Source organism: Parapedobacter lycopersici, from assembly GCF_024643285.1.
GTDB classification, from domain to species: Bacteria; Bacteroidota; Bacteroidia; order Sphingobacteriales; family Sphingobacteriaceae; genus Parapedobacter; species Parapedobacter lycopersici.
On the sequence record NZ_JAMSLW010000006.1, the window covers coordinates 227,021 to 249,263 of the forward strand.

18 protein-coding genes are annotated in these 22,243 nt (G+C 52.3%); 8 read left to right on the forward strand and 10 right to left on the reverse strand.

Annotated elements, in window-relative coordinates:
- Positions 1 to 29 precede the first annotated feature (29 nt).
- The 3 genes from porT to NEV57_RS13735 are packed head-to-tail and all read right to left on the reverse strand — an operon-like array spanning position 30 to position 1,706.
- Positions 30 to 797 carry a type IX secretion/gliding motility protein PorT/SprT gene (porT, locus tag NEV57_RS13725; protein ID WP_257658902.1) on the reverse strand — a complete coding sequence of 256 codons (768 nt, stop codon included), beginning with the start codon at positions 795 to 797 and terminating at the stop codon, positions 30 to 32.
- On the reverse strand, positions 794 to 1,531 hold the full coding sequence (gene ubiE, locus NEV57_RS13730) for a bifunctional demethylmenaquinone methyltransferase/2-methoxy-6-polyprenyl-1,4-benzoquinol methylase UbiE (protein ID WP_257658903.1): 738 nt from the start codon (positions 1,529 to 1,531) through the stop codon (positions 794 to 796). Before ubiE ends, porT begins: the two co-directional genes overlap by 4 nt.
- 25 nt (positions 1,532 to 1,556) lie before the next feature.
- Positions 1,557 to 1,706 carry a hypothetical protein gene (locus tag NEV57_RS13735; RefSeq protein ID WP_257658904.1) on the reverse strand — a complete coding sequence of 50 codons (150 nt, stop codon included), beginning with the start codon at positions 1,704 to 1,706 and terminating at the stop codon, positions 1,557 to 1,559.
- A gap of 586 nt (positions 1,707 to 2,292) precedes the next feature.
- On the opposite strand from NEV57_RS13735, the gene dnaB reads away from it, so the two are divergent.
- From dnaB to murA, 5 genes are all read left to right on the forward strand, one after another.
- On the forward strand, positions 2,293 to 3,870 hold the full coding sequence (gene dnaB, locus NEV57_RS13740) for a replicative DNA helicase (RefSeq protein ID WP_257658905.1): 1,578 nt from the start codon (positions 2,293 to 2,295) through the stop codon (positions 3,868 to 3,870).
- Positions 3,871 to 4,106: 236 nt separating this feature from the next.
- Positions 4,107 to 4,793: a DedA family protein gene (locus tag NEV57_RS13745; RefSeq protein WP_257658906.1), complete on the forward strand. Its 687-nt coding sequence runs from the start codon at positions 4,107 to 4,109 to the stop codon at positions 4,791 to 4,793.
- Between the two features lie 240 nt (positions 4,794 to 5,033).
- Positions 5,034 to 7,304 (forward strand): ATP-dependent helicase, encoded by a 2,271-nt coding sequence (locus tag NEV57_RS13750; RefSeq protein ID WP_257658907.1) that lies wholly within the window; start codon positions 5,034 to 5,036, stop codon positions 7,302 to 7,304.
- A gap of 9 nt (positions 7,305 to 7,313) precedes the next feature.
- Complete coding sequence (locus tag NEV57_RS13755; protein ID WP_257658908.1) at positions 7,314 to 7,973, forward strand: DUF4290 domain-containing protein; 660 nt, start codon at positions 7,314 to 7,316, stop codon at positions 7,971 to 7,973.
- A gap of 45 nt (positions 7,974 to 8,018) precedes the next feature.
- The gene (gene murA / locus NEV57_RS13760; RefSeq protein ID WP_257658909.1) at positions 8,019 to 9,344 is read left to right on the forward strand and encodes a UDP-N-acetylglucosamine 1-carboxyvinyltransferase; all 1,326 of its coding nucleotides are present in this window, start codon (positions 8,019 to 8,021) and stop codon (positions 9,342 to 9,344) included.
- An 18-nt stretch (positions 9,345 to 9,362) separates the two neighbouring features.
- Here the strand turns inward: murA and NEV57_RS13765 are convergent, their stop codons facing one another.
- The 5 genes from NEV57_RS13765 to NEV57_RS13785 form a co-directional block, all read right to left on the reverse strand.
- The gene (locus tag NEV57_RS13765; RefSeq protein WP_257658910.1) at positions 9,363 to 10,724 is read right to left on the reverse strand and encodes a pyridoxal-phosphate dependent enzyme; all 1,362 of its coding nucleotides are present in this window, start codon (positions 10,722 to 10,724) and stop codon (positions 9,363 to 9,365) included.
- 838 nt (positions 10,725 to 11,562) lie between these two features.
- Positions 11,563 to 12,384 carry an AMP nucleosidase gene (locus tag NEV57_RS13770; RefSeq protein ID WP_257658911.1) on the reverse strand — a complete coding sequence of 274 codons (822 nt, stop codon included), beginning with the start codon at positions 12,382 to 12,384 and terminating at the stop codon, positions 11,563 to 11,565.
- A gap of 24 nt (positions 12,385 to 12,408) precedes the next feature.
- Entirely contained in the window at positions 12,409 to 13,653 is a 1,245-nt protein-coding gene (gene clpX / locus NEV57_RS13775; protein WP_257658912.1) for an ATP-dependent Clp protease ATP-binding subunit ClpX, read from the reverse strand.
- 1 nt (position 13,654) lies between these two features.
- On the reverse strand, positions 13,655 to 14,350 hold the full coding sequence (clpP, locus tag NEV57_RS13780) for an ATP-dependent Clp endopeptidase proteolytic subunit ClpP (protein WP_257658913.1): 696 nt from the start codon (positions 14,348 to 14,350) through the stop codon (positions 13,655 to 13,657).
- 113 nt (positions 14,351 to 14,463) lie between these two features.
- The gene (locus NEV57_RS13785) at positions 14,464 to 14,919 is read right to left on the reverse strand and encodes a type I restriction enzyme HsdR N-terminal domain-containing protein (RefSeq protein ID WP_257658914.1); all 456 of its coding nucleotides are present in this window, start codon (positions 14,917 to 14,919) and stop codon (positions 14,464 to 14,466) included.
- A gap of 95 nt (positions 14,920 to 15,014) precedes the next feature.
- Here NEV57_RS13785 and holA point away from each other — a divergent pair, with 95 nt between their 5' ends.
- Both holA and NEV57_RS13795 read left to right on the forward strand, forming a co-directional pair.
- Positions 15,015 to 16,019 (forward strand): DNA polymerase III subunit delta, encoded by a 1,005-nt coding sequence (gene holA, locus NEV57_RS13790; protein ID WP_257658915.1) that lies wholly within the window; start codon positions 15,015 to 15,017, stop codon positions 16,017 to 16,019.
- A gap of 3 nt (positions 16,020 to 16,022) precedes the next feature.
- Positions 16,023 to 16,580, forward strand: a complete 558-nt coding sequence (locus NEV57_RS13795; protein ID WP_257658916.1) for a hypothetical protein — start codon at positions 16,023 to 16,025, stop codon at positions 16,578 to 16,580.
- Positions 16,581 to 16,727: 147 nt separating this feature from the next.
- Here NEV57_RS13795 and NEV57_RS13800 read toward each other — a convergent pair whose 3' ends face one another.
- On the reverse strand, positions 16,728 to 18,356 hold the full coding sequence (locus NEV57_RS13800; RefSeq protein ID WP_257658917.1) for an ABC-F family ATP-binding cassette domain-containing protein: 1,629 nt from the start codon (positions 18,354 to 18,356) through the stop codon (positions 16,728 to 16,730).
- A 123-nt stretch (positions 18,357 to 18,479) separates the two neighbouring features.
- Between NEV57_RS13800 and NEV57_RS13805 the strand changes: the two genes are divergently transcribed.
- Entirely contained in the window at positions 18,480 to 19,877 is a 1,398-nt protein-coding gene (locus NEV57_RS13805) for an MFS transporter (RefSeq protein ID WP_257658918.1), read from the forward strand.
- Positions 19,878 to 19,894: 17 nt separating this feature from the next.
- Here NEV57_RS13805 and NEV57_RS13810 read toward each other — a convergent pair whose 3' ends face one another.
- Positions 19,895 to 22,225 (reverse strand): OstA-like protein, encoded by a 2,331-nt coding sequence (locus tag NEV57_RS13810; RefSeq protein ID WP_257658919.1) that lies wholly within the window; start codon positions 22,223 to 22,225, stop codon positions 19,895 to 19,897.
- Between the last annotated feature and the right edge of the window lie 18 nt (positions 22,226 to 22,243).

Consider the following 22,243-nt stretch of genomic DNA (forward strand, 5'->3'; position numbering starts at 1 on the left):
AATTTAACAGTTAAAATTGGTGTTATGCGTTATTCAAAAAACAAACTGACCTGAAAATTGCGCAGCATAAGCCGCTCAATCGGGTGATTGTACATATTAGGTTCACGGGCATCAAGCAGGTTGCCCACGCTTTGTACCCACCGGATTTCAGGCGACATTTTAAAGTAATCGAAGTACAGGTCGAACCCGATACCGGCTTCATAGGAAAAGTATCCCGGTTTGGTTTTTAAGAGCTTCTCGAGCGGCACCTTATCGCGATCGTTGTACCGTTTGCCCGAAACCACGTTGAGGGAATATTTGCCGCCGCCGATGAGGTAGCCCCGGTAGTTGCCCTTGCGGTCCGATTTGAACTTGAACAGCAACGGCAGGTCAATATAGGTCGCGCGCACCAGCGCCGACAGGTCGCGCTCGTGACTATTAACGATGGTATTAGGTGTATACCGATAATCCACCGTTTTGTTGGAGAATACGAGATTGGGGGTAAACCGGAGGTTGGCATTTTCGGAGAGCTTCAGGTCGGCCAGCAGCCCCAGGCCCAAGCCCTGCTGGAAAGGTGCACGGACACCGTACAGCGAGTCGGCCACCGGTACGCCACCCTCCTCATACGGTTGTTGCCAGTCGGGTTTCAGCGTGATTTTATAATCGGCGCTGAGGTAGTGGAAGCTAAAGCCAAAATGGAGCCGTTCGTCATCTACCCCGCCGCCCCAGCGCTGCGGGCGCCGTTGCTGCTGGGCAGTTGCGGTAGCGGATACCAGCAATGCCAGTATGAAGGTATATGCGAAAAAAGCCGGTTTCATTTGGTGCCTACGTAGATGGTACAGATGCCAAACGTCTGGGGCAGGCACCGTGTTTCCCTGAAACCGACACGCTGCAGCAGTTCAGTGAACGCCCGCCCGTCCGGAAATGCGGCAACCGATTCGGGAAGGTAGCCGTATGCGCGTTTGTCTTTGGAAAAAAAACGGCCGATGAACGGGGTAACGTGGTTAAAATAAAAGCGATACAGTTGTTTTACGGGGAACACCCGCGGTTTGGAAAATTCCAAAATGATCGCTTTTCCTCCGGGTTTAAGCACCCGGCAGATATCGGTGAGCCCCTTTTCGAGGTTTTCAAAGTTGCGTACGCCGAAAGCCACTGTTACGGCATCGAAAGTGGCATCGTCAAAATGCAGGTGTTCCGAATCGCCCAGCTGCACTTCAAACCGGTCGCCAAGTCCTTTTTTGGCTATTTTTTCCCTGGCTACATCCAGCATGCCCTGGGAAATGTCGACCCCGATTATTTTTGCGGACTTTAACTGGCGGAGTGCTTCCAATGCAAAATCGCCGGTGCCGGTCGCGACATCCAGCAGGTGCCCGGGGGCGGAAGGCTTTAACAGACGGATGGCCTTTTTGCGCCAGATGATGTCGATGCCAAGCGACATAAAATGGTTGAGGAAATCATACGTGCCCGAAATGTTGTTGAACATATCGGCTACCTGCTGTTTTTTGCTTACTTGGTCGTCCTGGTAAGGCTTTATCGTATCGGATGTTGCCATGGTACGCAAAGATACAATTTTATAGCTACGGCAGGTGTATCGTAGCCGATTTTACGTAGATTCCGCGTGACGGTTGCCCGGCATCGCGCATAGGTCGGTTCCGCACCGCATGTGCGTCTGCCCTGATACGTAGCCCAACCGTATTGCGGCGGTACTGCGTGCGGGGTGCGTCCATGTTTTTTACGGAAAAAGGTGGACTCACCCTGGACTCACTATGGACTCACCCTGGACTCACCCTGGACTCACGTCAAGCCGGCCCCGACAAATACCCGGTCCATATGCATCCCCGTCCCGGACCCTCATCCCGACGGAAGCTTACGGGACACTGCGGAAGAAAGGGCAGGAAAAAATGACAGCCCGTTACCGCCGTCATCGGCGGTTACTGATCTGCTTTAAATTGATTATCAATGCGTAGAAATTATGTTCCGGATTTTTGCCTAAAAGGGCGCGGTTTTTGTGTTCTAAATTAAAGCAATCCACAGGAAGGTAAATTATTAACGTCACGTAACTCGTTGATAAACAGTTTATTTTTGCTGTTTTGCACATGTTTTTAACATTTGGCCCTTTGCGTTCCGGCGGGCTAACTAAGCCAGTTTCAAGCGGTAACATTTTTCACACGGTGGGTGCTGTGAAGAGGTTGTTCAGAACTTGCCGGAAATATGGGTGCCAAAATGTATACATTTGTTTGGCTGTTTTAAATACAGCTACCGGTTAGTAACCATTAACGATTAGCAGATCCTTTTACCGTATTAGTAAGTACAATGAGCCAAGAGAACGAATACACCTCCCAACAGACCAGTAACCCCTCGCGCGGAACATTTGCGGAACGGCGTACACGGTTGAATAACCTGGTCAGCGGGCTGGGCAAGCTCCCTCCGCAGGCGGTGGATCTGGAAGAGGCGGTGCTGGGTGCATTGATGCTGGAAAAGAATGCGCTAAGCGAGGTTATTGACATCCTGAAGCCGGAAACGTTTTACACCGAGGCCCACCAGAAAATTTTTGAGGCAATTTATAACCTGTTCCAGAAAACTTCTCCCATTGACCTGCTCACCGTAACCGCCGAGTTGCGGAAGATGGGTGCCCTGGAGCTGGTAGGGGGGGCATATTACATTACCCAGCTGACCGACCGCGTGGTATCTGCCGCCAACATTGAATACCATGCGCGTATCGTTTCGCAGAAATACATCCAGCGTGAACTGATTAAGGTATCCACCGAAATCATCAACAACGCATATGAAGATACCACGGATATTTTTGATTTGCTGGACCATGCGGAAAAGAGCCTGTTTGACATTGCCCAGAACAACCTGAGGCGTGATACACGCAAGATGGACGACATCATGCGCGAGGCGGTGGAAGCGCTGGAAACACTGCGCGACCGTACCGATGGCCTGACAGGAGTCCCTTCGGGTTTTACCGAGCTGGACCGGATGACCTCGGGCTGGCAACCTTCCGACCTGGTGATTGTGGCTGCGCGCCCCGCCATGGGTAAAACGGCTTTCGTTTTAAGCTGTGCCCGCAATGCGGCGGTTGATCACGGAAAGCCGGTGGCGGTGTTTTCGCTGGAAATGTCGTCCGTGCAGCTGGTTAACCGGCTTATCGCGGGCGAAACCGAAATCGAGCAGGAGAAGCTGCGCAAAGGCAACCTGGCCGATCATGAATGGACACAACTCCACTCGCGTATCGGCCGGCTTACCCAGGCACCCCTGCTGATCGATGACACCCCCGCGCTCAATATCTTTGAGTTCCGCGCGAAATGCCGGCGACTGAAAGCCCAGTACGATATCCAGATGGTGATTGTGGATTACCTGCAGCTCATGCATGGCAAGAACGATGGTAAAGGCGGAAACCGCGAACAGGAGATCGGCAGTATATCGCGGTCGCTTAAATCGGTGGCCAAGGAGTTGAACATTCCCGTGATTGCACTTTCGCAGTTGAGTCGTGCGGTGGAAAGCCGCCCGGGCGGAAGCAAGCGCCCCATGCTGTCGGATTTACGTGAATCGGGATCTATCGAACAGGATGCTGATATGGTGCTGTTCCTTTACCGTCCCGAATATTATGGCCTCACGGAAGACGAAGCCGGCCAGTCTACGGCCGGTGTGGGAGAGGTCATCATCGCCAAGCACCGGAACGGTGAAACCGGTACCGTACAGCTTCGTTTCATCGGTAAGTATGTGAAATTTGCCGACCTGGAGAATGACTTTTCTTTTGGTGGCGGTGATTTTCCGGCTTCCGGTTCGTTCAGCGCCGGCCTGGGTCCCTCCGCATCGTTTGACCAACCTGGCAGTATTACGCGGCAGTCGCGCATGAATGACATGAATGACGATGCACCTTTTTAGGTGTGCTGCGGTAAGCCAACCGGCTTTCGGATAATTCCCTTCGTTTTCCGTCGGATGCCTGATTATTACGGGTTTATATCGGCTTCCGCATTTTCTTAACCGCGCCATTAGTCTTCCGGCTTTTGCTTTTCCAAAATATTATCAAAAAATGACATGATCCGTCGGGGTTATGGCATGATTTTGTACCACGTCTTTCCAGTATTCATCCGTTCCTTTGACGTTATTTTGATTAGTTTGTGGAAGCGTTGCTCGATTTTTTAAATAATTTAACCAATCCTGACTGGATTGTTGCCCACGGCGGCCTGTATTTATTACTGTTTATTGTTTTTGCTGAAACCGGTATTCTCATTGGTTTTTTCCTTCCGGGTGATCCCATCCTGTTTATTGCAGGTATTATCATTGCCAATTTGACATTGGGGCCGGTGGATTCCGTGCTTACCCTGCTGTATTGGATTGCCCTGATTTCGGCGGCCGGTATATTGGGTAATTTCGTGGGGTACTGGTGCGGGAAATATTTTGGACATCGGCTGTTGCGGATGAAAGACAACTGGCTGTTTAAGAAGGAATATATTTTCCGTGCGCAGGAATTTTATGACAAACGTGGCGGGATGGCCATTATTCTGGCTCGTTTCCTTCCTGTTGTACGGACATTTGCCCCCATTGTGGCCGGTATCGTGAAGATGGATTTCAAGAAGTTTGCGTTCTACAATGTGGTGGGCGGCATTCTTTGGGTAGGCAGTCTGGCAACCCTGGGTTACCTGCTCGGCGAGAACGCCTGGGTCCAGCGCAACCTCGAATATGTCATCATGGGGATCGTGTTCATCGCTACGGCGCCGGTGCTGGTCAAGCTGGGTACCGGTGCAGGGAAGCGGAAACAGGCAACGGCTGCGGTGGAGACGGAGACTGTGGAGGAAGAGTGTTAGTGGGTGACTGGACTGTGGCCGGTAGCTGGTGAGGAGTGGTCTGTGGTCAGTGGAGGGCGGTTGGTGAAGTGTGTAGGCAGTAGGCTATAAGCATTAAGCGTTGCGCGCCAGCGTGTTCATGAGCCTCCCGGCAGTGAGCAGGCCGGTTTGGGTACTTTTGCGGTCAGGGGTACCGAAGAACTCACCTAAATTCGTACCTTTACGGCACGATCACGAAACAGAAAAAGACAGGAATAAATTTTGGATTATTTAGCTGGATTGAACCCCTCGCAGCGGGCGGCCGTGGAACAGACAAACGGCCCGGTCATGATTGTGGCCGGTGCTGGGTCCGGAAAAACGCGCGTCATTACCTACCGGGTAGCCCACCTGATCAAACAGGGCGTAGACCCCTTTCAGATTCTGGTGCTTACCTTTACCAATAAGGCAGCAAAGGAAATGCGCAACCGCATCACCGCGGTGGTGGGCGATGAGGCGCGGAACATCTGGATGGGGACATTCCACTCGGTTTTTGCCAAGATACTGCGTGCGGAAGCCGAACACATCGGCTATCCGCGCAATTTTACCATATATGACACGGACGACAGCAAAAGCCTGCTCCGGACCATTCTGAAGGAGATGCAGCTGGATGATAAGCTGTATAATGCCAATTTCGTGTACAATCGCATCTCTTCGGCCAAGAATAACCTGATATCGGCCACGGAATACAGCAGCAACGAACAGATCCAGGCGGATGACTTCTCCAACGGCAGGGGCCAGCTGGGCCAGATTTACCTGACCTACACGCAGCGCTGCTACAAAGCCGGCGCCATGGATTTTGACGACCTGCTGTTCAAGACGAACGTCCTGTTCCGGGAGTATCCGGAGGTGCTGCACAAATACCAGCACAAGTTTAAATACCTCATGGTGGATGAGTATCAGGATACCAACTTTTCACAGTACCTGATTGTACGGAAACTGGCGGCAATTAACGAGAACATCTGCGTGGTGGGCGACGATGCCCAGAGTATTTACGCGTTCCGCGGCGCGAATATCCAGAACATCCTCAATTTTGAAAAGGATTATCCCGACCTGCGGGTGTTTAAGCTGGAGCAGAACTACCGTTCGACACAGAATATCGTTAATGCAGCCAACAGCATCATCGCCAATAATAAGGACCAGCTGAAGAAAAATGTCTTCTCCGAGAATGAGCAGGGCGAAAAAATCCGGGTGAACCGGGCGTTCAGCGATAACGAGGAGGGGAAGATTGTTGCGGAGGCTATTGCCCAGGAACGGGCACTGCACGGCGGTAAATACCTCGATTTTGCCATTCTGTACCGGACCAATGCCCAGTCCAGGGCGATGGAAGAGGCACTCAGGAAGATCAATATCCCCTATAAAATTTACGGGGGTACCTCGTTTTATCAACGGAAGGAGATTAAAGACCTGATCGCGTATTTCCGGCTGGTATTCAATCCCAGTGATGAGGAAGCCCTGAAACGGGTGATCAACTACCCCCGCCGGGGAATCGGCGACACCACGGTCGACCGCATCCTGGTGGCGGCCGATCAGCAGCAGATCACGCTGTGGGATGTGATCGGCAATGCCGCATCCTACCTGGACGGCCGGAGTGCGGGTGCGGTCGGCGCATTTGCTGTCCTGATACAGGGCTTTCAGGTGGTGGCAAAAAACCATTCGGCATTTGACGCCGCCATGCATATTGCACAGCATTCGGGCATACTGAAAGACCTGTATGCGGATAAATCCGTGGAAGGCCTCAGCCGCTATGAAAATATACAGGAGCTGCTCAACGGGATCAAGGAGTTCAGCGAACGCGAGGACATTGCCGAAAAGGGACTTGATGTTTTTATGCAGGACGTGGCGTTGCTGACCAATGATGACAATGACAAGGACCCCAATGCGGATACTGTTTCGCTGATGACTATCCACTCTTCCAAGGGACTGGAATTCCCCAATGTATTTATTGTGGGACTGGAAGAGAACCTCTTTCCTTCGCAGCTCTCGCTCAATTCGCGCAGCGAGCTGGAGGAAGAACGGCGGTTGTTTTATGTGGCTGTCACCCGGGCGGAAAAGAAACTGTTTCTCAGCTATGCTACTTCACGCTACCGCTGGGGCACGCTGAATAACTGCGAGCCCAGCCGGTTCCTGGACGAACTGGACCCGAAGTACCTGGAGCTCGATTTCAGGGCCAAACCGGCACCGCAGCCGGGCAGTACGTTTGAAGGTGAACGCACGGCATGGCAGCAACGGGATGTTTTTACTAAACCCAAACCCAAGATCGCGCCGAAGACAACCTCCATATTGCCCAAGGCACATACCCCGACTCCCGGCTTTGCCCCTTCGGATACGAGCAACCTGCAGGTAGGTATGGAGGTGGAACATGAGCGCTTCGGCTTTGGCAAGGTGCTGAACCTTGAAGGGGGAAAAGGAGAGGTCAAAGCAACTATTTTCTTCAAAGAATTGGGACAGAAGCAATTGTTGCTTAAATTTGCAAAACTGAGAATCGTAGGATAAATGGATAATATGGAATTCGACTATAACAGCACCCGGCCTAAACTGATTTTGGCGGAATATGGCCGCAACGTACAGAATATGGTAAACTACATCTGCACGTTGCCAACCAAGGAAGAACGCAACCGCCATGCGCAGGTTGTGATCGATATGATGGGATTCCTGAATCCACATCTGCGTGACGTGGCTGACTTTAAGCATAAGCTGTGGGACCACCTGCACATCATGTCCGATTTTCAGATCGATGTGGACTCGCCGTATCCCATACCGGAACCGGAGGCTATCCATCCGAAGCCGGACCCGCTGGGATACCCCCAGCACCGCATCCGGTATAAGCATTACGGACACACCATCGAAAGCATGATCGAGAAGGCGAAAGCCGTACCTGATTCGGAGAAGCGCCAGCACATGACCCTGGCCATCGCCAATTTCATGAAAATGGCTTACCTGACATGGAATAAGGATTCCGTGGATGACGAGCTGATCATCGGCGACCTCCGGGAATTATCCGGAGGCGAGCTGCAGCTTAAGTCTGACGTGAGCCTGACGAAACTCGATTTCAAAACCCCGCCTCCCGGTAACCGGACCAAAGGCGGTACCAACCTCCAGAACGGAAACGGAAAAGGTAAAAAAGTCCAGAACCAGAAGAAACAGAAAGGCAAGCGGCACTAACGTGCGAAACGCCAACGGCGTGCAGGCACATTTCATGGGTCAACGATGAATGCATTTGAAATATACGGCGGGAAACCACTGCGTGGCACTATTGTACCGCAGGGAGCCAAAAATGAGGCCTTACAGGTACTGTCGGCCGTGCTGCTGACGGACGAGGAAATCACCATTAGCAACATCCCGGACATTAAAGACGTTAATAAGCTCATTGAGCTGCTGGGCGAGCTGGGCGTGGAGGTTAACCGCGTGAATGGGGACACCTATACGTTCCGGGCACACGAAATTGATCTCGATTATTTCACATCGGAAGAATTTAAGGCCAAAGGGGGCGGCCTGCGCGGATCGATCATGATCGTAGGCCCGCTGCTGGCCCGGTATGGCCGGGCGGCAATTCCCAAACCGGGTGGCGATAAGATTGGCCGGCGGCGGCTCGATACCCATTTTCTGGGTTTTGAACGGCTTGGCGCCAAGTTTCACTACGATCCTGACACCCATTTTTTTAATGTGGATGCCACCAACCTGAAGGGTGCTTATATCCTGATGGATGAAGCATCGGTAACGGGCACTGCCAACATCGTGATGGCAGCGGTACTTGCCCAGGGTACAACCACGCTGTACAATGCGGCCTGTGAACCTTACCTTCAGCAACTTTGCCACATGCTGAACCGCATGGGCGCAAAAATCAGCGGCATTGGCTCCAACCTGCTGACCATCGAAGGGGTGGACAGTTTGGGCGGTACCACACACCGCATGCTGCCTGATATGATCGAAGTGGGTTCATTTATCGGACTGGCGGCCATGACCGGCTCCGAGATCACCATCAAGGACGTCCGCTTTAACGAGCTGGGTATTATTCCTTCCGTCTTTTCCAAACTTGGTATCCGGTTCGAGCTGCGGGGCGATGATATTTTCATCCCTGCCCAGGATAGTTATGCCATCGATACATTCATTGACGGCTCCATCCTGACCATTTCGGACGCACCCTGGCCGGGTTTTACACCCGACCTGCTCAGTATCGTGCTTGTTGTGGCTACACAGGCTAAAGGCAATGTGCTGATCCATCAGAAGATGTTTGAGAGCCGGCTGTTTTTTGTGGACAAGCTTATTGATATGGGCGCGCAGATCATCCTTTGCGATCCGCACCGCGCTGTCGTGATGGGCCTGGACAAAGCGTTTAAGCTGCGGGGCATCGAAATGACCTCACCGGATATCCGCGCGGGGGTTTCACTGCTCATTGCCGCGCTTTCAGCGCAGGGAAAATCCGTGATCCATAATATCGAACAGATCGAGCGGGGATATCAGCATATTGAGGCCCGGCTGCAGGCGCTGGGAGCCAATATCCGGCGGATAGAAGCCGATCCGAAAACGGGTTAATCCACCTGCATTTCTCTTTTATCCGGAAATAGCATTGATAATGTCGTATTGCGTAATGATCGCAATCTGTCCGTATTCGTCTTCCACGAGCACTGCCTGATTGTCTTTGTGGATCAATGAGGAAATCTTATCAATTGACGTACGGAGGTCAACGAAAGGGAAGGGAGGCGTGCTGATTTCCTGGACCTGGGCGGATTTCAGCGCAGGGTTGTCCAGCAGGGCATTCAGGATATCCGATTCCGTGACCTTACCGATTACCATGCCCTGCTGCGTTACCGGAATCTGGGAAATATTGAGCGTTTTCATGGTGTTGAACGTTTCCTGGACGGATTGCTCCACATCGGCCATGACGAGCGGTACTTCACCCCGTTTTTTCAGGATGCTTTGCGCGGTCAGCTTTTCGTCAGCGAGGAATCCGCGTTCGCGGAGCCAGTCTTCATTGAACATTTTTCCCATGTAACGTGAGCCATGGTCGTGCAGAATAATCACCACTACATCGTTGTCGGTAAGCCGGTCGGCAAGCTGCAGTAATCCGGCTACGGCTGCCCCCGCTGAATTTCCCACGAAGATACCTTCGCGGCGGGCAATTTCGCGGGTCATTAATGCCGCGTCCTTATCGGTTACTTTCTCGAAGTGATCAATCACCCCGAAATCGACATTTTTCGGCAGGAAATCCTCACCGATTCCCTCCGTGATGTACGGGTAGATTTCGCTTTTGTCAAAAATTCCCGTTTCCTTGTATTTTTTGAATACCGAGCCATAGGAATCGATACCCCAGACCTGTATGGCCGGATTCTGTTCCTTCAGGTATTTGCCGGCACCGCTGATGGTGCCACCGGTACCTACACCAACCACCAGGTGGGTGATCTTTCCTTCAGTTTGTGTCCATATTTCGGGACCGGTCTGCTCATAGTGGGCCTGTGTGTTGGAAAGGTTGTCGTATTGATTGGCCTTCCAGGAGTTGGGGATCTCACGCGCCAGCCGGCTGGACACCGAATAATAGGAACGCGGGTCTTCCGGGTCGACGTTGGTAGGGCATACGATTACCTCCGCGCCAAAAGCGCGCAGGGCGTCGATCTTTTCCTTGGACTGTTTGTCCGTTGTCGTGAAAATACATTTGTACCCCTTAATTACCGCCGCGATGGCCAGCCCCATACCTGTATTGCCCGATGTACCCTCGATGATTGTGCCGCCTGGTTTCAGCAGGCCTGCTTTTTCGGCGTCTTCAATCATCTTTACGGCCATGCGGTCTTTGATGGAATTACCGGGGTTCGTGGTCTCCACTTTCACCAGGATGGTACCGCTGACGGCCTTGGTGATGCGGTTGAGCTTCACCAGCGGCGTATTGCCGATGGTTTCCAGGATGTTGTTGTACCACATGATGCTATTATGTTGGTGATTAGTACAAAAATAGGAATAATTGGTGATAGGGGTGATTGGTGTTACTTTCTTCCGCAGAAAGTAACCAAAGACTCGCCGCTTGGATCTCTTGCTACAGCGGTAGTGCATCCCACTGCAAGCCGCAAGATCTCCCATGCGGCATTTTAAGCGGAACGGAGGGCTGGTGCTTCCTTTCTCGGTAATATAACCTGTTTATTCTTTTTTCTATTTGCTACTCGGGTTTAATTGGTGATTGGGATAATTGGTGTTACTTTCTTCCGCAGAAAGTAACCAAAGACTCGCCGCTTGGATCTCTTGCTACAGCGGTAGTGCATCCCACTGCAAGCCGTAAGATCTCCCATGCGGCATTTTAAGCGGAACGGAGGGCTGGTGCTTCCTTTCTCGGTAATATAACCTGTTTATTCTTTTTTCTATTTGCTACTCGGGTTTAATTGGTGATTGGGATAATTGGTGTTACTTTCTTCCGCAGAAAGTAACCAAAGACTCGCCGCTTGGATCTCTTGCTACAGCGGTAGTGCATCCCACTGCAAGCCGTAAGATCTCCCATGCGACATTTTAAGCGGAACGGAGGGCTGGTGCTTCGTCCGGCTATGGCCATGCGCGGAGGTAAACGGCCTTGAAGCATCGGGAAGCAGCGAGCAGCAACGCATGTGCAATGACGTGCGGACCAGCAATAACCAAGCGGATTGAAAAAGCGTAGCGGCTGCAATCCGCGCAATAAATGCTTTGCAATCAGCTGCAACCGGAGCTTCATAGCCTTGATTTTTTGGTTACTTTTTTATCAAGAAAAAAGTAACGCCCCCCCGGCGAGGCTAAATCAGAATTGCAGGTGTTTTACGGTAAGGCCGTTATTAATCAGCTGTTTCAGCGAATCAATGCCGATTTTGAGATGGGTCTCCACAAACCTGGCTGTTACGCTGGAATCGCTTTCCACGGTTTTCACCCCTTCGGGAATCATGGGCTGGTCGGACACCAGCAGCAATGCGCCTGTGGGAATCTTGTTGGCAAAGCCGACGGAAAAAATGGTCGCCGTTTCCATGTCGACCAGCATGGCGCGGATACTTTTGAGGTATTTTTTAAATGCTTTATCGTGTTCCCATACCCGGCGGTTGGTGGTGTAGACCGTACCTGTCCAATAGTCCAATGAATAATCGCGTATGGTGGTGGAAATGGCTTTCTGGAGGGCGAATGCGGGCAGGGCGGGTACCTCCTGGGGGAAATAGTCATTCGATGTACCTTCACCCCGGATGGCTGCAATCGGCAGCACGAGGTCGCCGATCTTGTTTTTCTTCTTGAGTCCGCCCGCTTTGCCGAGAAAGAGGACCGCCTTCGGCGCAATGGCCGACAGCAGGTCCATAATCGTAGCTGCCATCGGGCTGCCCATGCCAAAGTTGATGATGGTAATGCCTGCGGCTGTAACGCTCTGCATCGGCTTGTCGAGCCCCAGGATGGGCGCGTTGTCATGCATCTCCGAAAACAGCTTGACATAATTAGAGAAATTGGTGAGTATAATATACTCACCAAATTCATTCAGTGGCCGACTGGTATACCGGGGCAACCAGTTGTTTACGATATCTTCCTTCGTCTTCAGTCCGGGTCTAATCGGGCTTTTAACCGGTTTTATTTTCTCGTCGGCCATTCTGATCGTGCATTTGCCGTTTATTTACGCTGCTTTCAGCTTTTTAAGATCGGACTTTTCAAACTTGCGCTTGGCATATTCCAGCGAGATGTACAATTCCTTCTGTTCGCCTTTTTTGGCTGACGGAATCTCGAACATGGCATCCAGCATAATGGCCTCGCAGATGGAACGCAGGCCACGGGCGCCCAGTTTAAACTCATCGGCCTTATCCACGATAAACTGAAAGACATCCTCTTCGAACTTAAGCTCGATGTCTTCGTAATCAAACAGTTTTTTGTATTGCTTAACCAGTGCGTTTTTCGGTTCGGTAAGGATACTCAATAAGGTTCCCTTATCCAGTGGGTTGAGGTACGTCACCACCGGAAGACGGCCGATCAGCTCGGGAATCAGGCCGTAGTTTTTCAGGTCCTGCGGCGTAATGTACTTATATAGGTTATTCAGGTCGATGTCCGTATCTTCCGCATTCACCTTGTACCCGATGGTCTGCGTACGCAGCCGGTTGGCAATCTTCTTCTGTATACCGTCAAACGCACCGCCGCAGATAAACAGGATGTTCTGGGTGTTTACCGCGATCATTTTCTGGTCGGGGTGCTTGCGTCCGCCCTGTGGCGGAACGTTGACGATGGTGCCTTCCAATATCTTCAGCAGGGCCTGTTGTACCCCCTCGCCGGATACGTCGCGCGTGATTGACGGATTGTCACTCTTGCGGGCGATCTTGTCAATCTCGTCGATGTAGATGATGCCACGCTCAGCGGCGGTTACATCGTAATCGGCCGCCTGCAACAGCCGTGTCAATATGCTTTCGACATCCTCGCCCACATAACCTGCTTCGGTCAGCACCGTAGCGTCACAGATGGAGAACGGTACATTAAGTATCTTGGCGATGGTTTTGGCCAGCAGGGTTTTGCCGGTGCCGGTTTCACCCACCATGATGATGTTGGATTTCTCGATTTCGATCTCGTCCTTTTCCACCTTCTGATTGAGCCGTTTGTAGTGATTGTATACTGCTACTGCCATCACCTTTTTGGCGTCGTCCTGGCCAATTACATATTGATCGAGGTGTTCCTTGATTTCCACGGGGCGGATCAGTTTCAGTGTCGTCTGCAGTGCCTTGCTTTTGCGCAGGTTCAGTTCCTCGGCCAGTATTTCACCGGCCTGCGTGATGCAGCGGTCGCAGATGTGCGCACCCTCGCCTGCGATGAGCATCATCGCATCCTGCTTGCGGGTGCCGCAGAATGAACAGGCCACTTCCCTGGTAGTCTTTGCCATTTTATTTTTGTTTTTTGGAATTCAGTACCTCATCCACCATGCCGTGTTCCTTGGCTTCCGATGAAGTCATCCAATAATCCCGGTCCGATGATTTCTCCACCCATTCGTAGGGTTTGCCCGAATGGTGGGAGATAATTTCATATAATTCTTTTTTCAGTTTCAACATTTCCCGGAGGTTGATTTCCATATCGGAAGCTACACCCTGTGCGCCGCCAGAAGGCTGGTGGATCATCACCCGGGAATGGTTCAACGCAGCACGCTTACCTTTGGCCCCGGCACATAACAGTACGGCCCCCATGGATGCAGCCATGCCCGTGCAGATCGTGGCCACGTCGGGTGTGATGTACTGCATGGTATCGTAAATGCCCAGGCCGGCGTATACGCTGCCACCCGGTGAGTTGATGTAGATCTGGATATCCCGGTTGGCGTCGGCAGATTGCAGGAAGAGCAACTGTGCCTGGATAATGTTCGCTACCTGGTCGGTTACCGCGTCACCCAAAAAGATGATCCGGTCCATCATCAAGCGCGAAAATACGTCCATCTGCGCAACATTCAGCTGCCGTTCTTCAATAATGTACGGCGTGAGTGAAGTGGGCATTTTATTTTCCACGCGTGAAATAAAACCATCTACATGCTGGCTGCCAATCCGGTGGTGTTTGATTGCGTATTTCCTGAATTCGTTTTTATCTATGCTCATGGTTTCTGGTGTTTTACTCGACTAATATAACGTAAACCATCCAATGTTCTTGTGTGCTGGATGTCATATTCGTTTTACAAACATCACGCCAGTGCGGTTTACCTGTCAAAATGTCAAGCCCCGTAGTGCGGTAGTTCGGGAAGGAATTCGAAATCATTCCGGTCGAAATGGATCCGGCAATAATGATGCTGGAGGCCATTGCTGATGAGCAGCAGTGGAATCCGGTGCACGGTGTTGTAGCGGGCAATCTGCTCGAAAGTTGCCTGGTTAATGGTCACGTAGGGTGATTTAAATTCAGCAAGCAGGATTTTCTCGCCATCGGTGTTGTACACCACAAGGTCGCTCCGTCGCTGCATGGCATTGAGCCGGAGCCCGCCCTCGATACGGATCAGGGAGCCCGGGTATTTTTTCTCGCGTATGAGGTGCTGGATCCAGTGCTGCCTCACCCATTCTTCGGGGGTAAGCACCAGGTGCTTCTTCCGCAACTCATCGAAAATGAACAGCTTACCGCTTTCTTCCCGGAGTTTCGCCGGATAAGCCGGTAAATTGAGCGGTATGGGGCTAAACATGCTGCAAACTTACTTAACTTTTACGGATGAAACATAATGTTTAATTTGGCGACCTGGAAGGTGGATGCCTAGCATGCCGCCGGACATTGAACGATATGGATGCCAATACGATCATAGCCGATATTAAAAAGCGGAAGCTACTGCCTGTTTACCTGTTGCATGGCGAAGAGCCCTATTACATTGACCTGGTGAGCGACAGCATCGAGGCACAGGTGCTGGACGAAGCGCAGAAAGGGTTTGACCAGACGATCCTGTACGGTAAGGATACTGATTTTGTTACCATTGTCAATGCCGCGAAACGCTATCCGATGATGAGCGATTTTCAAGTGATCATTGTCAAGGAGGCGCAGCATTTGAAATGGAAAGACGACGGACTGCTGCTGCAATACCTGGAAAACCCAATGAAAAGCACGGTGCTGGTGCTGGCCCATAAGTACGCAAAATTTGATAAGCGTAAAAAGCTGTATAAAGTTGCCGAACGGGCCGGTGCGGTGCTTGAATCGGCAAAGCTGTACGACGACAAGGTAGCCCCCTGGATTACCGGGTTCCTGAAAAATGAGGGACGGCAGATTCATCCCCAAGCGGCAGCGATGATGGGTGAATACCTGGGAAACGACCTGTCAAAAGTGGTGAATGAACTGGAGAAGCTGATGCTGAATGTTCCGGCGGAGCGGGAAATCAACGCGCAGGACGTTGAACAGCATATCGGGATCAGCAAAGATTTTAATGTCTTTGAACTGAATACTGCGCTGGCTAAGCGGGATACCGTCAAAGCGTTCCAGATTGTCAACTATTTTGCTGCGAATCCGCGAACCAACCCCATACCCGTGGTGCTGGGCGCGATGGGGGGATATTTCATCAAGGTGCTGAAATACCACTACCTGGCCGATAAATCACCACAGACCGTGGCGAAGGAACTGGGTGTTCATCCTTTTTTTACCCGGGAGTATGAGGTGGCCGCACGCAATTATAACCGGCAGAAGACTTTTGCCATCGTCCATCACCTGCGGATGTATGACCTGAAATCCAAAGGGGTGAATGCATTGAATGTTCCGCACGGAGAGTTACTTAAGGAATTGGTTTACAAAATATTATACTGATCTATGATAAAGTATGTCCTATTATTGGCTGTTTTGCTCGGGTGCTCGGGTGCGACGCGGGCTCAGCAGCGTCCGACCTATACTCTGCTGGAAGCGGGGGGAATCCTGGGACTGCGCCATTCGGGCGGTTTGGATGCGATGAACGGTTACCAGTTCCATTTCGCATTTGGGCGGAATTTCTATGACAAGGCTTACCTGGGCCTGGGTATCGGTAATGATGTATACCGTGGGCGGTCCACTACAATTGAGGGTACCCGTACGACCAGCCGGGTCAATACCCTGCCCATATTTGCGGATTTCCGGGTGCCCCTGGCAGCTGTTTCAATGCTTGGAAGACTCAGTGCGATGGCAAATGTGGGTTATGCACCGGGTATTGGCGGCGATTATTTCAAGGGATTCCTGGCGAAAGGTGGACTTACCTACAGTCATCTGCTGGGCGAAGGCTCGGATCTCCTGTTCAGCTTCGGCTATGGTTTCCAGCAGTTCGACTCGCGGTTTCCCGGTTACCCCACCTTTCATCAGCATAACCTGTTCCTGACCGTTGGCCTGTTTGTGCACTGATGGGCCCGACGAAAGGTTGTCGCGGGCTTACGCCCCAATCCTGTTAAAACGAATGTGCAGCATCTCAGCGAGTTGAATTCGGCTGTGGTCCGCGTCGCGCTGCCGCGACTCAGCAAGGCCGGAATTTAACTCCCGGAGGTGATTGAGCTAACCTGCAGCGTACATGGCTTCCCGCTGAGCCTTCACCGCGTCGCTATTAATGTAATCGTCGTACGGCATCAGCTTATCAATAACACCATTGGGCGTGAGCTCAATGATCCGGTTGGCGACCGTCTGTGTCAGCTCGTGGTCGCGCGAAGTGAACAGCATGGCTCCCTTAAACTCACGCATGCCGTTATTGAGTGCCGTAATGGACTCGAGATCAAGGTGGTTGGTAGGTTCATCAAAGAGCAGCAAGTTGGCCTGTTGCAGCATCATCCGGGAAAACATGCAGCGCATTTTTTCCCCTCCGGAAAGGACGGAACATTTTTTCAGTACCTCTTCGCCCGAGAAGAGCATCTTGCCGAGAAAGCCGCGGATGAATTGCTCGTCTTTGTCGGTAGCGGAGTATTCCCGGAGCCAGTCGATCAGGTTTTCGTTCTTTCCTTCGAAATACGCGGCATTATCCATGGGAATGTCCGCGATGTTGATGGTAATCCCCCATTTGAAGGTGCCGGTGTGATCCGCATCGCGACCGGTAAGGACTTCGTAAAAGGCTGTGGTGGCCAGGCTATTCTGTGATAATACCGCAATCTTGTCGCCCTTATTCACCATGAACGTCGCGTCCTTGAACAGGACTTCGCCGTTCTGTGTTTTGCCGAGTTTTTCCACCTGCAGGATCTGGTCTCCCGCGTCACGGGCCATCTGGTTGAACATAATGGCCGGATATTTCCGGTTGGACGGTTTTATCTCCTCCAGGTTGATTTTTTCCAATGCCTTTTTACGGCTGGTGGCTTGCTTGGACTTAGAAGCATTGGCACTGAACCGCCGGATAAATTCCTGAAGTTCCTTCACCTTGTCTTCCATCTTTTTATTCTGATCGGCACGTTGCTTGAGGGCCAGCTGGCTGGATTCGTACCAGAAGGTATAGTTGCCGGTGTAGATGGTCATCTTGCTGAAATCAATATCAACAACATGGGTACACACGGCATCCAGGAAGTGGCGGTCGTGGGATACCACCAACACGGTGGCCTCATATCCCGCCAGGAAATCCTCCAGCCAGGTGATGGTTTCGATATCGAGGTCGTTTGTCGGCTCGTCCAGCAGCAGGATATCCGGATTACCGAATAATGCCTGGGCCAGCAGTACCCGGACTTTCTGATTGCCGTCGAGTTCCTTAACGAGTTTATAGTGTACGCTTTCATTAATGCCCAGGTTACTGAGCAGTGTGGCCGCGGCGCTTTCCGCATTCCATCCATCCATCTCGGCAAAACGGCTTTCCAGCTCGCCCGCTCGCTCGCCATCGGCGTCGGTAAAGTCGGCCTTCGCATAAATGGCATCCTTTTCTTTCATGATGTCGTACAGCTCGCGGTGGCCCATCATGACTGTCTCAATGACGGAGAACTCGTCAAAGGCGTAGTGATCCTGCTTGAGCACGGCCATCCGTTCGCCTGGTGTGAAGTTGACCGATCCGGTTGTGGGATCGACATCACCGGATATGATTTTCAGGAACGTGGATTTTCCCGCGCCGTTTGCGCCGATAATGCCGTAGCAGTTGCCTGACGTAAATTTTAAATTGACATCTTCGAACAAAACCCGCTTGCCATAGCGGAGCGATAGATTGGAAATATTAATCATGGCCGCAAAGGTACGGTTTATTTGGGACACCGGACCTCCCCCTGTTCCTTATTTGATTTGCCCGTGCCGGCATGGGTACGAAAATTTTATTACTTTTATCGATACTAACCAGTTGAATCTTTTATGACGACACCTCCCATCCGCATAGGCCGGTATCGATGGACCATCTGCGCCCTGCTGTTCTTTGCCACGACCGTCAATTACCTCGACCGCCAGGTACTTAGTTTGCTGCATCCGATGCTGGAGGATGAATTCGGCTGGTCATATACCGATTATTCCAATATCCTGGCCGCTTTTCAGCTGGTTTACGCGCTATCCATGCTGTTTGCCGGGCGCATTGTCGACCGGCTTGGCACCAAATGGGGCTTTGCGGTATCCATCGTGCTGTGGTCGGTGGCCGCTATGCTGCACGCATTGGCCATCCCGGTCGGGGAGGCGGGTGTTGCCGTGCTGGGGATATTCGGAATCACGGGGGTTTCGGTATCCGTGGTAGGCTTTGTTATCGCCCGTGCGTTACTTGGCTTCGGCGAATCCGGCAATTTTCCGGCGGCCATTAAGGCTACGGCGGAATATTTCCCGAAGAAAGAGCGTTCCTTTGCCACGGGTATTTTTAATTCAGGTACCAACGTCGGCGCTATTCTGGCGCCTCTTACGGTACCTTGGCTGGCATTGAACTGGGGGTGGCAGAGTACGTTTCTGATTATCGGCGCGGTGGGGTTTCTCTGGCTGGGATTCTGGTTTACGCTGTACGAGAAGCCGGCTCGGCAACGGCGGCTGTCTGCGGCGGAACGGGCTTATATCCAAAGCGACGAACAGGCTATGGAGGTGCCTGCCGACCAGGAGGAGGTACAGGCGGAACGGGTGCCGTGGATCCGGCTGCTGGGTTACCGGCAGACCTGGGCGTTTGCGCTTGGCAAGTTTTTGACGGACGGCATCTGGTGGTTTTTTCTTTTCTGGCTGCCGGCGTACCTGAAAGCCCAGTACGGCATGGAGGGAACGACCATCATGCTGCCGCTGGTTGTGCTGTATAGTATGACGATGTTTGGCAGTATCGGAGGTGGCTGGTTTCCGGTATATTTTATGCGGAAGGGATATGCGCCGTACGACGGGCGGATGCGCGCGATGCTGGTTATTGCGCTGTTTCCGCTGGTGGTGCTGGCCGCACAGCCACTGGGCCATATCAGCTATTGGATTCCCGTGGTGCTTATCGGCATCGGGGCTTCGGCACACCAGGCCTGGTCGGCCAATATTTTCACTACGGTGTCGGACATGTTCCCGAACTTTACGGTTGGCTCAGTTACCGGAATCGGTGGTATGGCCGGCGGCATGGGGGGCGTGGTGGTCAGCAAGCTCGGTGGAGCGGTATTCGACCATTACGATGCACTGGGGAAGCTTGAAACCGGGTATACGATTATGTTTTCTATCTGCGCGGTCGCTTACCTGGTTGCATGGGTGGTCATGAAATCGCTGGTTCCCCGGATGAAACTGGTGCGGCTCAGTAACCGACGCAGTACTTCGTAACCGGGGTTAGCGTACGGTTAGGATCCATCGTCATCCGGTGACGGCTCCGGTGTTTCCGGAGGGGCTGTTGCCGGTTGTTCCGTTGGTGGGGCTTCCGCCGGTGCTGCATCAGGTATTCCGGCCTCGTCCGGTTCATCGGTGATTGCGCTTTCGCCTTCCCGTGTGCGCCTGCGGATCAGCAGGTCCGCTTTAGAGGTTGGCCGGTCGCCCGGTTTCCATACAAAGCCGTCGAGGATTTCGGCTTCCTGCGGAATCAGGCGCAGTGGATATACTTTGCCATCAACACCACTGATGGGAATAAAATGGGTAATTTCGTTGCTGTCTACCAGTATCTTGATCCTGCTGCTGCGGTTATGATACATGTCGGTAAACACCTGTTTCTCTTCGTCGACATTGTAGTAGATGCTTTCGGCATTGCCGTCAACGAACAGCCGTTCCAGTGCATTATTTGCAAAGAATCCGGTAATGCGCCGCCCTTTTATCTGGTTGAACCTGCTTGAATCAAGCTGGGTATTAACCAAAAAAGCATTTCGTACCATCAGCATATTGTCCAGTTTTTCATTGCGGATCTGCATGTAAATGGTGTCGGAGGTAAGCTGCGAGCCCTGCGCCCAGATCATCGGGTGGCCGAAAAAACGCATCATGGAATCCGGATATCCGTAATACAGCGAATCGGCTACGGCCTGCAGGTCGGATTTATACAGCCGTACATTGTAGTACGCTTTCACGATCCGGGTTTTTGACGTATCGCTGGCCAGGGAATCTTTCGCCAGGGTGTCCGTTATCCCGCGCGTTGAGGCGGCTACCGCATCGGCCATGAGGCTGTCTGCTTCGCCGCCTACGGGGATGATCGCCTGCGCACGCAACGTACTATCCGCTGCAAGCTGCTCCAGCTGGGATCTGTCTTTGGGAGGGGCCGCCACGGCTTCCACACGCCTGCGGTGTGTTTCAAGGAGGGCCTCTGCAGTTTTTGCAGTTGTATCGGCATTCAACGAGTCGGGTCTATTAGTCAGTGTATCCGTAATTTGCGGTGCGGAACGGCTGGTGTCAGCACGTTGTTCCGACGGAGCGGCGGGTGGTAATCCGAGACTGTCCGGTAAAACTTGCAGGCTGTCTGCACCCAGGCTGTCCGTGCCGTCGATGAAGCCGGTGTCATCGATGAAATCTGTATTGCCGAGGCTGTCCACCGTAAAATCCTGGCGTTCGTCGTCAACCACCACGAGGTCGCCGCCTTCGCGGTCGAGGTTAAACTGCAGTGGGATATATGCCTTCAGCGGAATAAGCTGGGAGAAGAGCGTATCGGCCGTCAGGTAAAGGGAATCCACCGCCGGGCGTTCCGAAAGCAGGGTGTCCCTGGCAACGGAGTCCTGCCGCAGGCTATCCGGCTGTGAAGGTAATCGGGTAAGGCTGTCAACCGCCAGGCTATCTCCGGGTACCGCAACTGTGCTGTCGGGAGGGGAAGGGTCGTTCCGTGTCACCGTGATTACCAGCGGATTCTTGGTCATGGTAATCGATTCGTTTTCGCGCTGATAGATGCCAATGCCGCCATAGGCAAAAAACTGATCGGCCGTATCGATAAACAACACATGATCCACTGCCCGTCCATTGCCCGATTTTCCATCGTAATAGAGGCTGTCACCCCGCAGGAACCGGCTGCCTTCCGTGTACAGGTTGTTGCTGTCAAACCAGGCCTGTTCGGTCTGCGTATTGTATTGTCCCCGCTCGGTATAGAGGTTTTCCCCGTCGTGGCCCTTGATATTGGTTGGCCCGTAAAAATAAGTCATCTTCGACGCGGAATTATATCGCATCGTGTCGGTGAAGATGTTTACATTAGGTGTACGGACGACGACATCATGCCGGAAATAAGCATCTTTCGTGTTATCAAAATAATAGGCGTTCTGGCTGGTGATGGTATCGGTGGCATTGACGATCCGGCCTCCGCCGGTGTAGGTGCCAATGCTGTTTTTCATGTTGTAGGTCAGGAAATTGGTAGTCAGCACCGCATCGTCGTCTACCATCCGTACATTGTTGGTGAGTGTGGCCAATTGGGTTTCCGCTGTGTAATGCAGTTTGTCGGCATAGATGACCGTACCATTCGGCTGGGTGATAATCACCTTTCCGAAGGCATCAAAAAACTGCCGGCCCAACTCATCGTTGTAAATGTATCCGCTATCCGCTGAAAGGGTAGAGCCCTGATGCTCGTATACCGGACGGTAATTCATGATGTTGCCCGTGGAGGCGTTGAGCCGGCTATGCGAAGAGGAGATGAGCCGAAGCTGATCGTCCTGTGCATGCCCGTACGCGCACACCAGGGTAACGAGAATCAGGAGCAACGGAAACTTTTTCACAGGGGCAAAAGTACATAA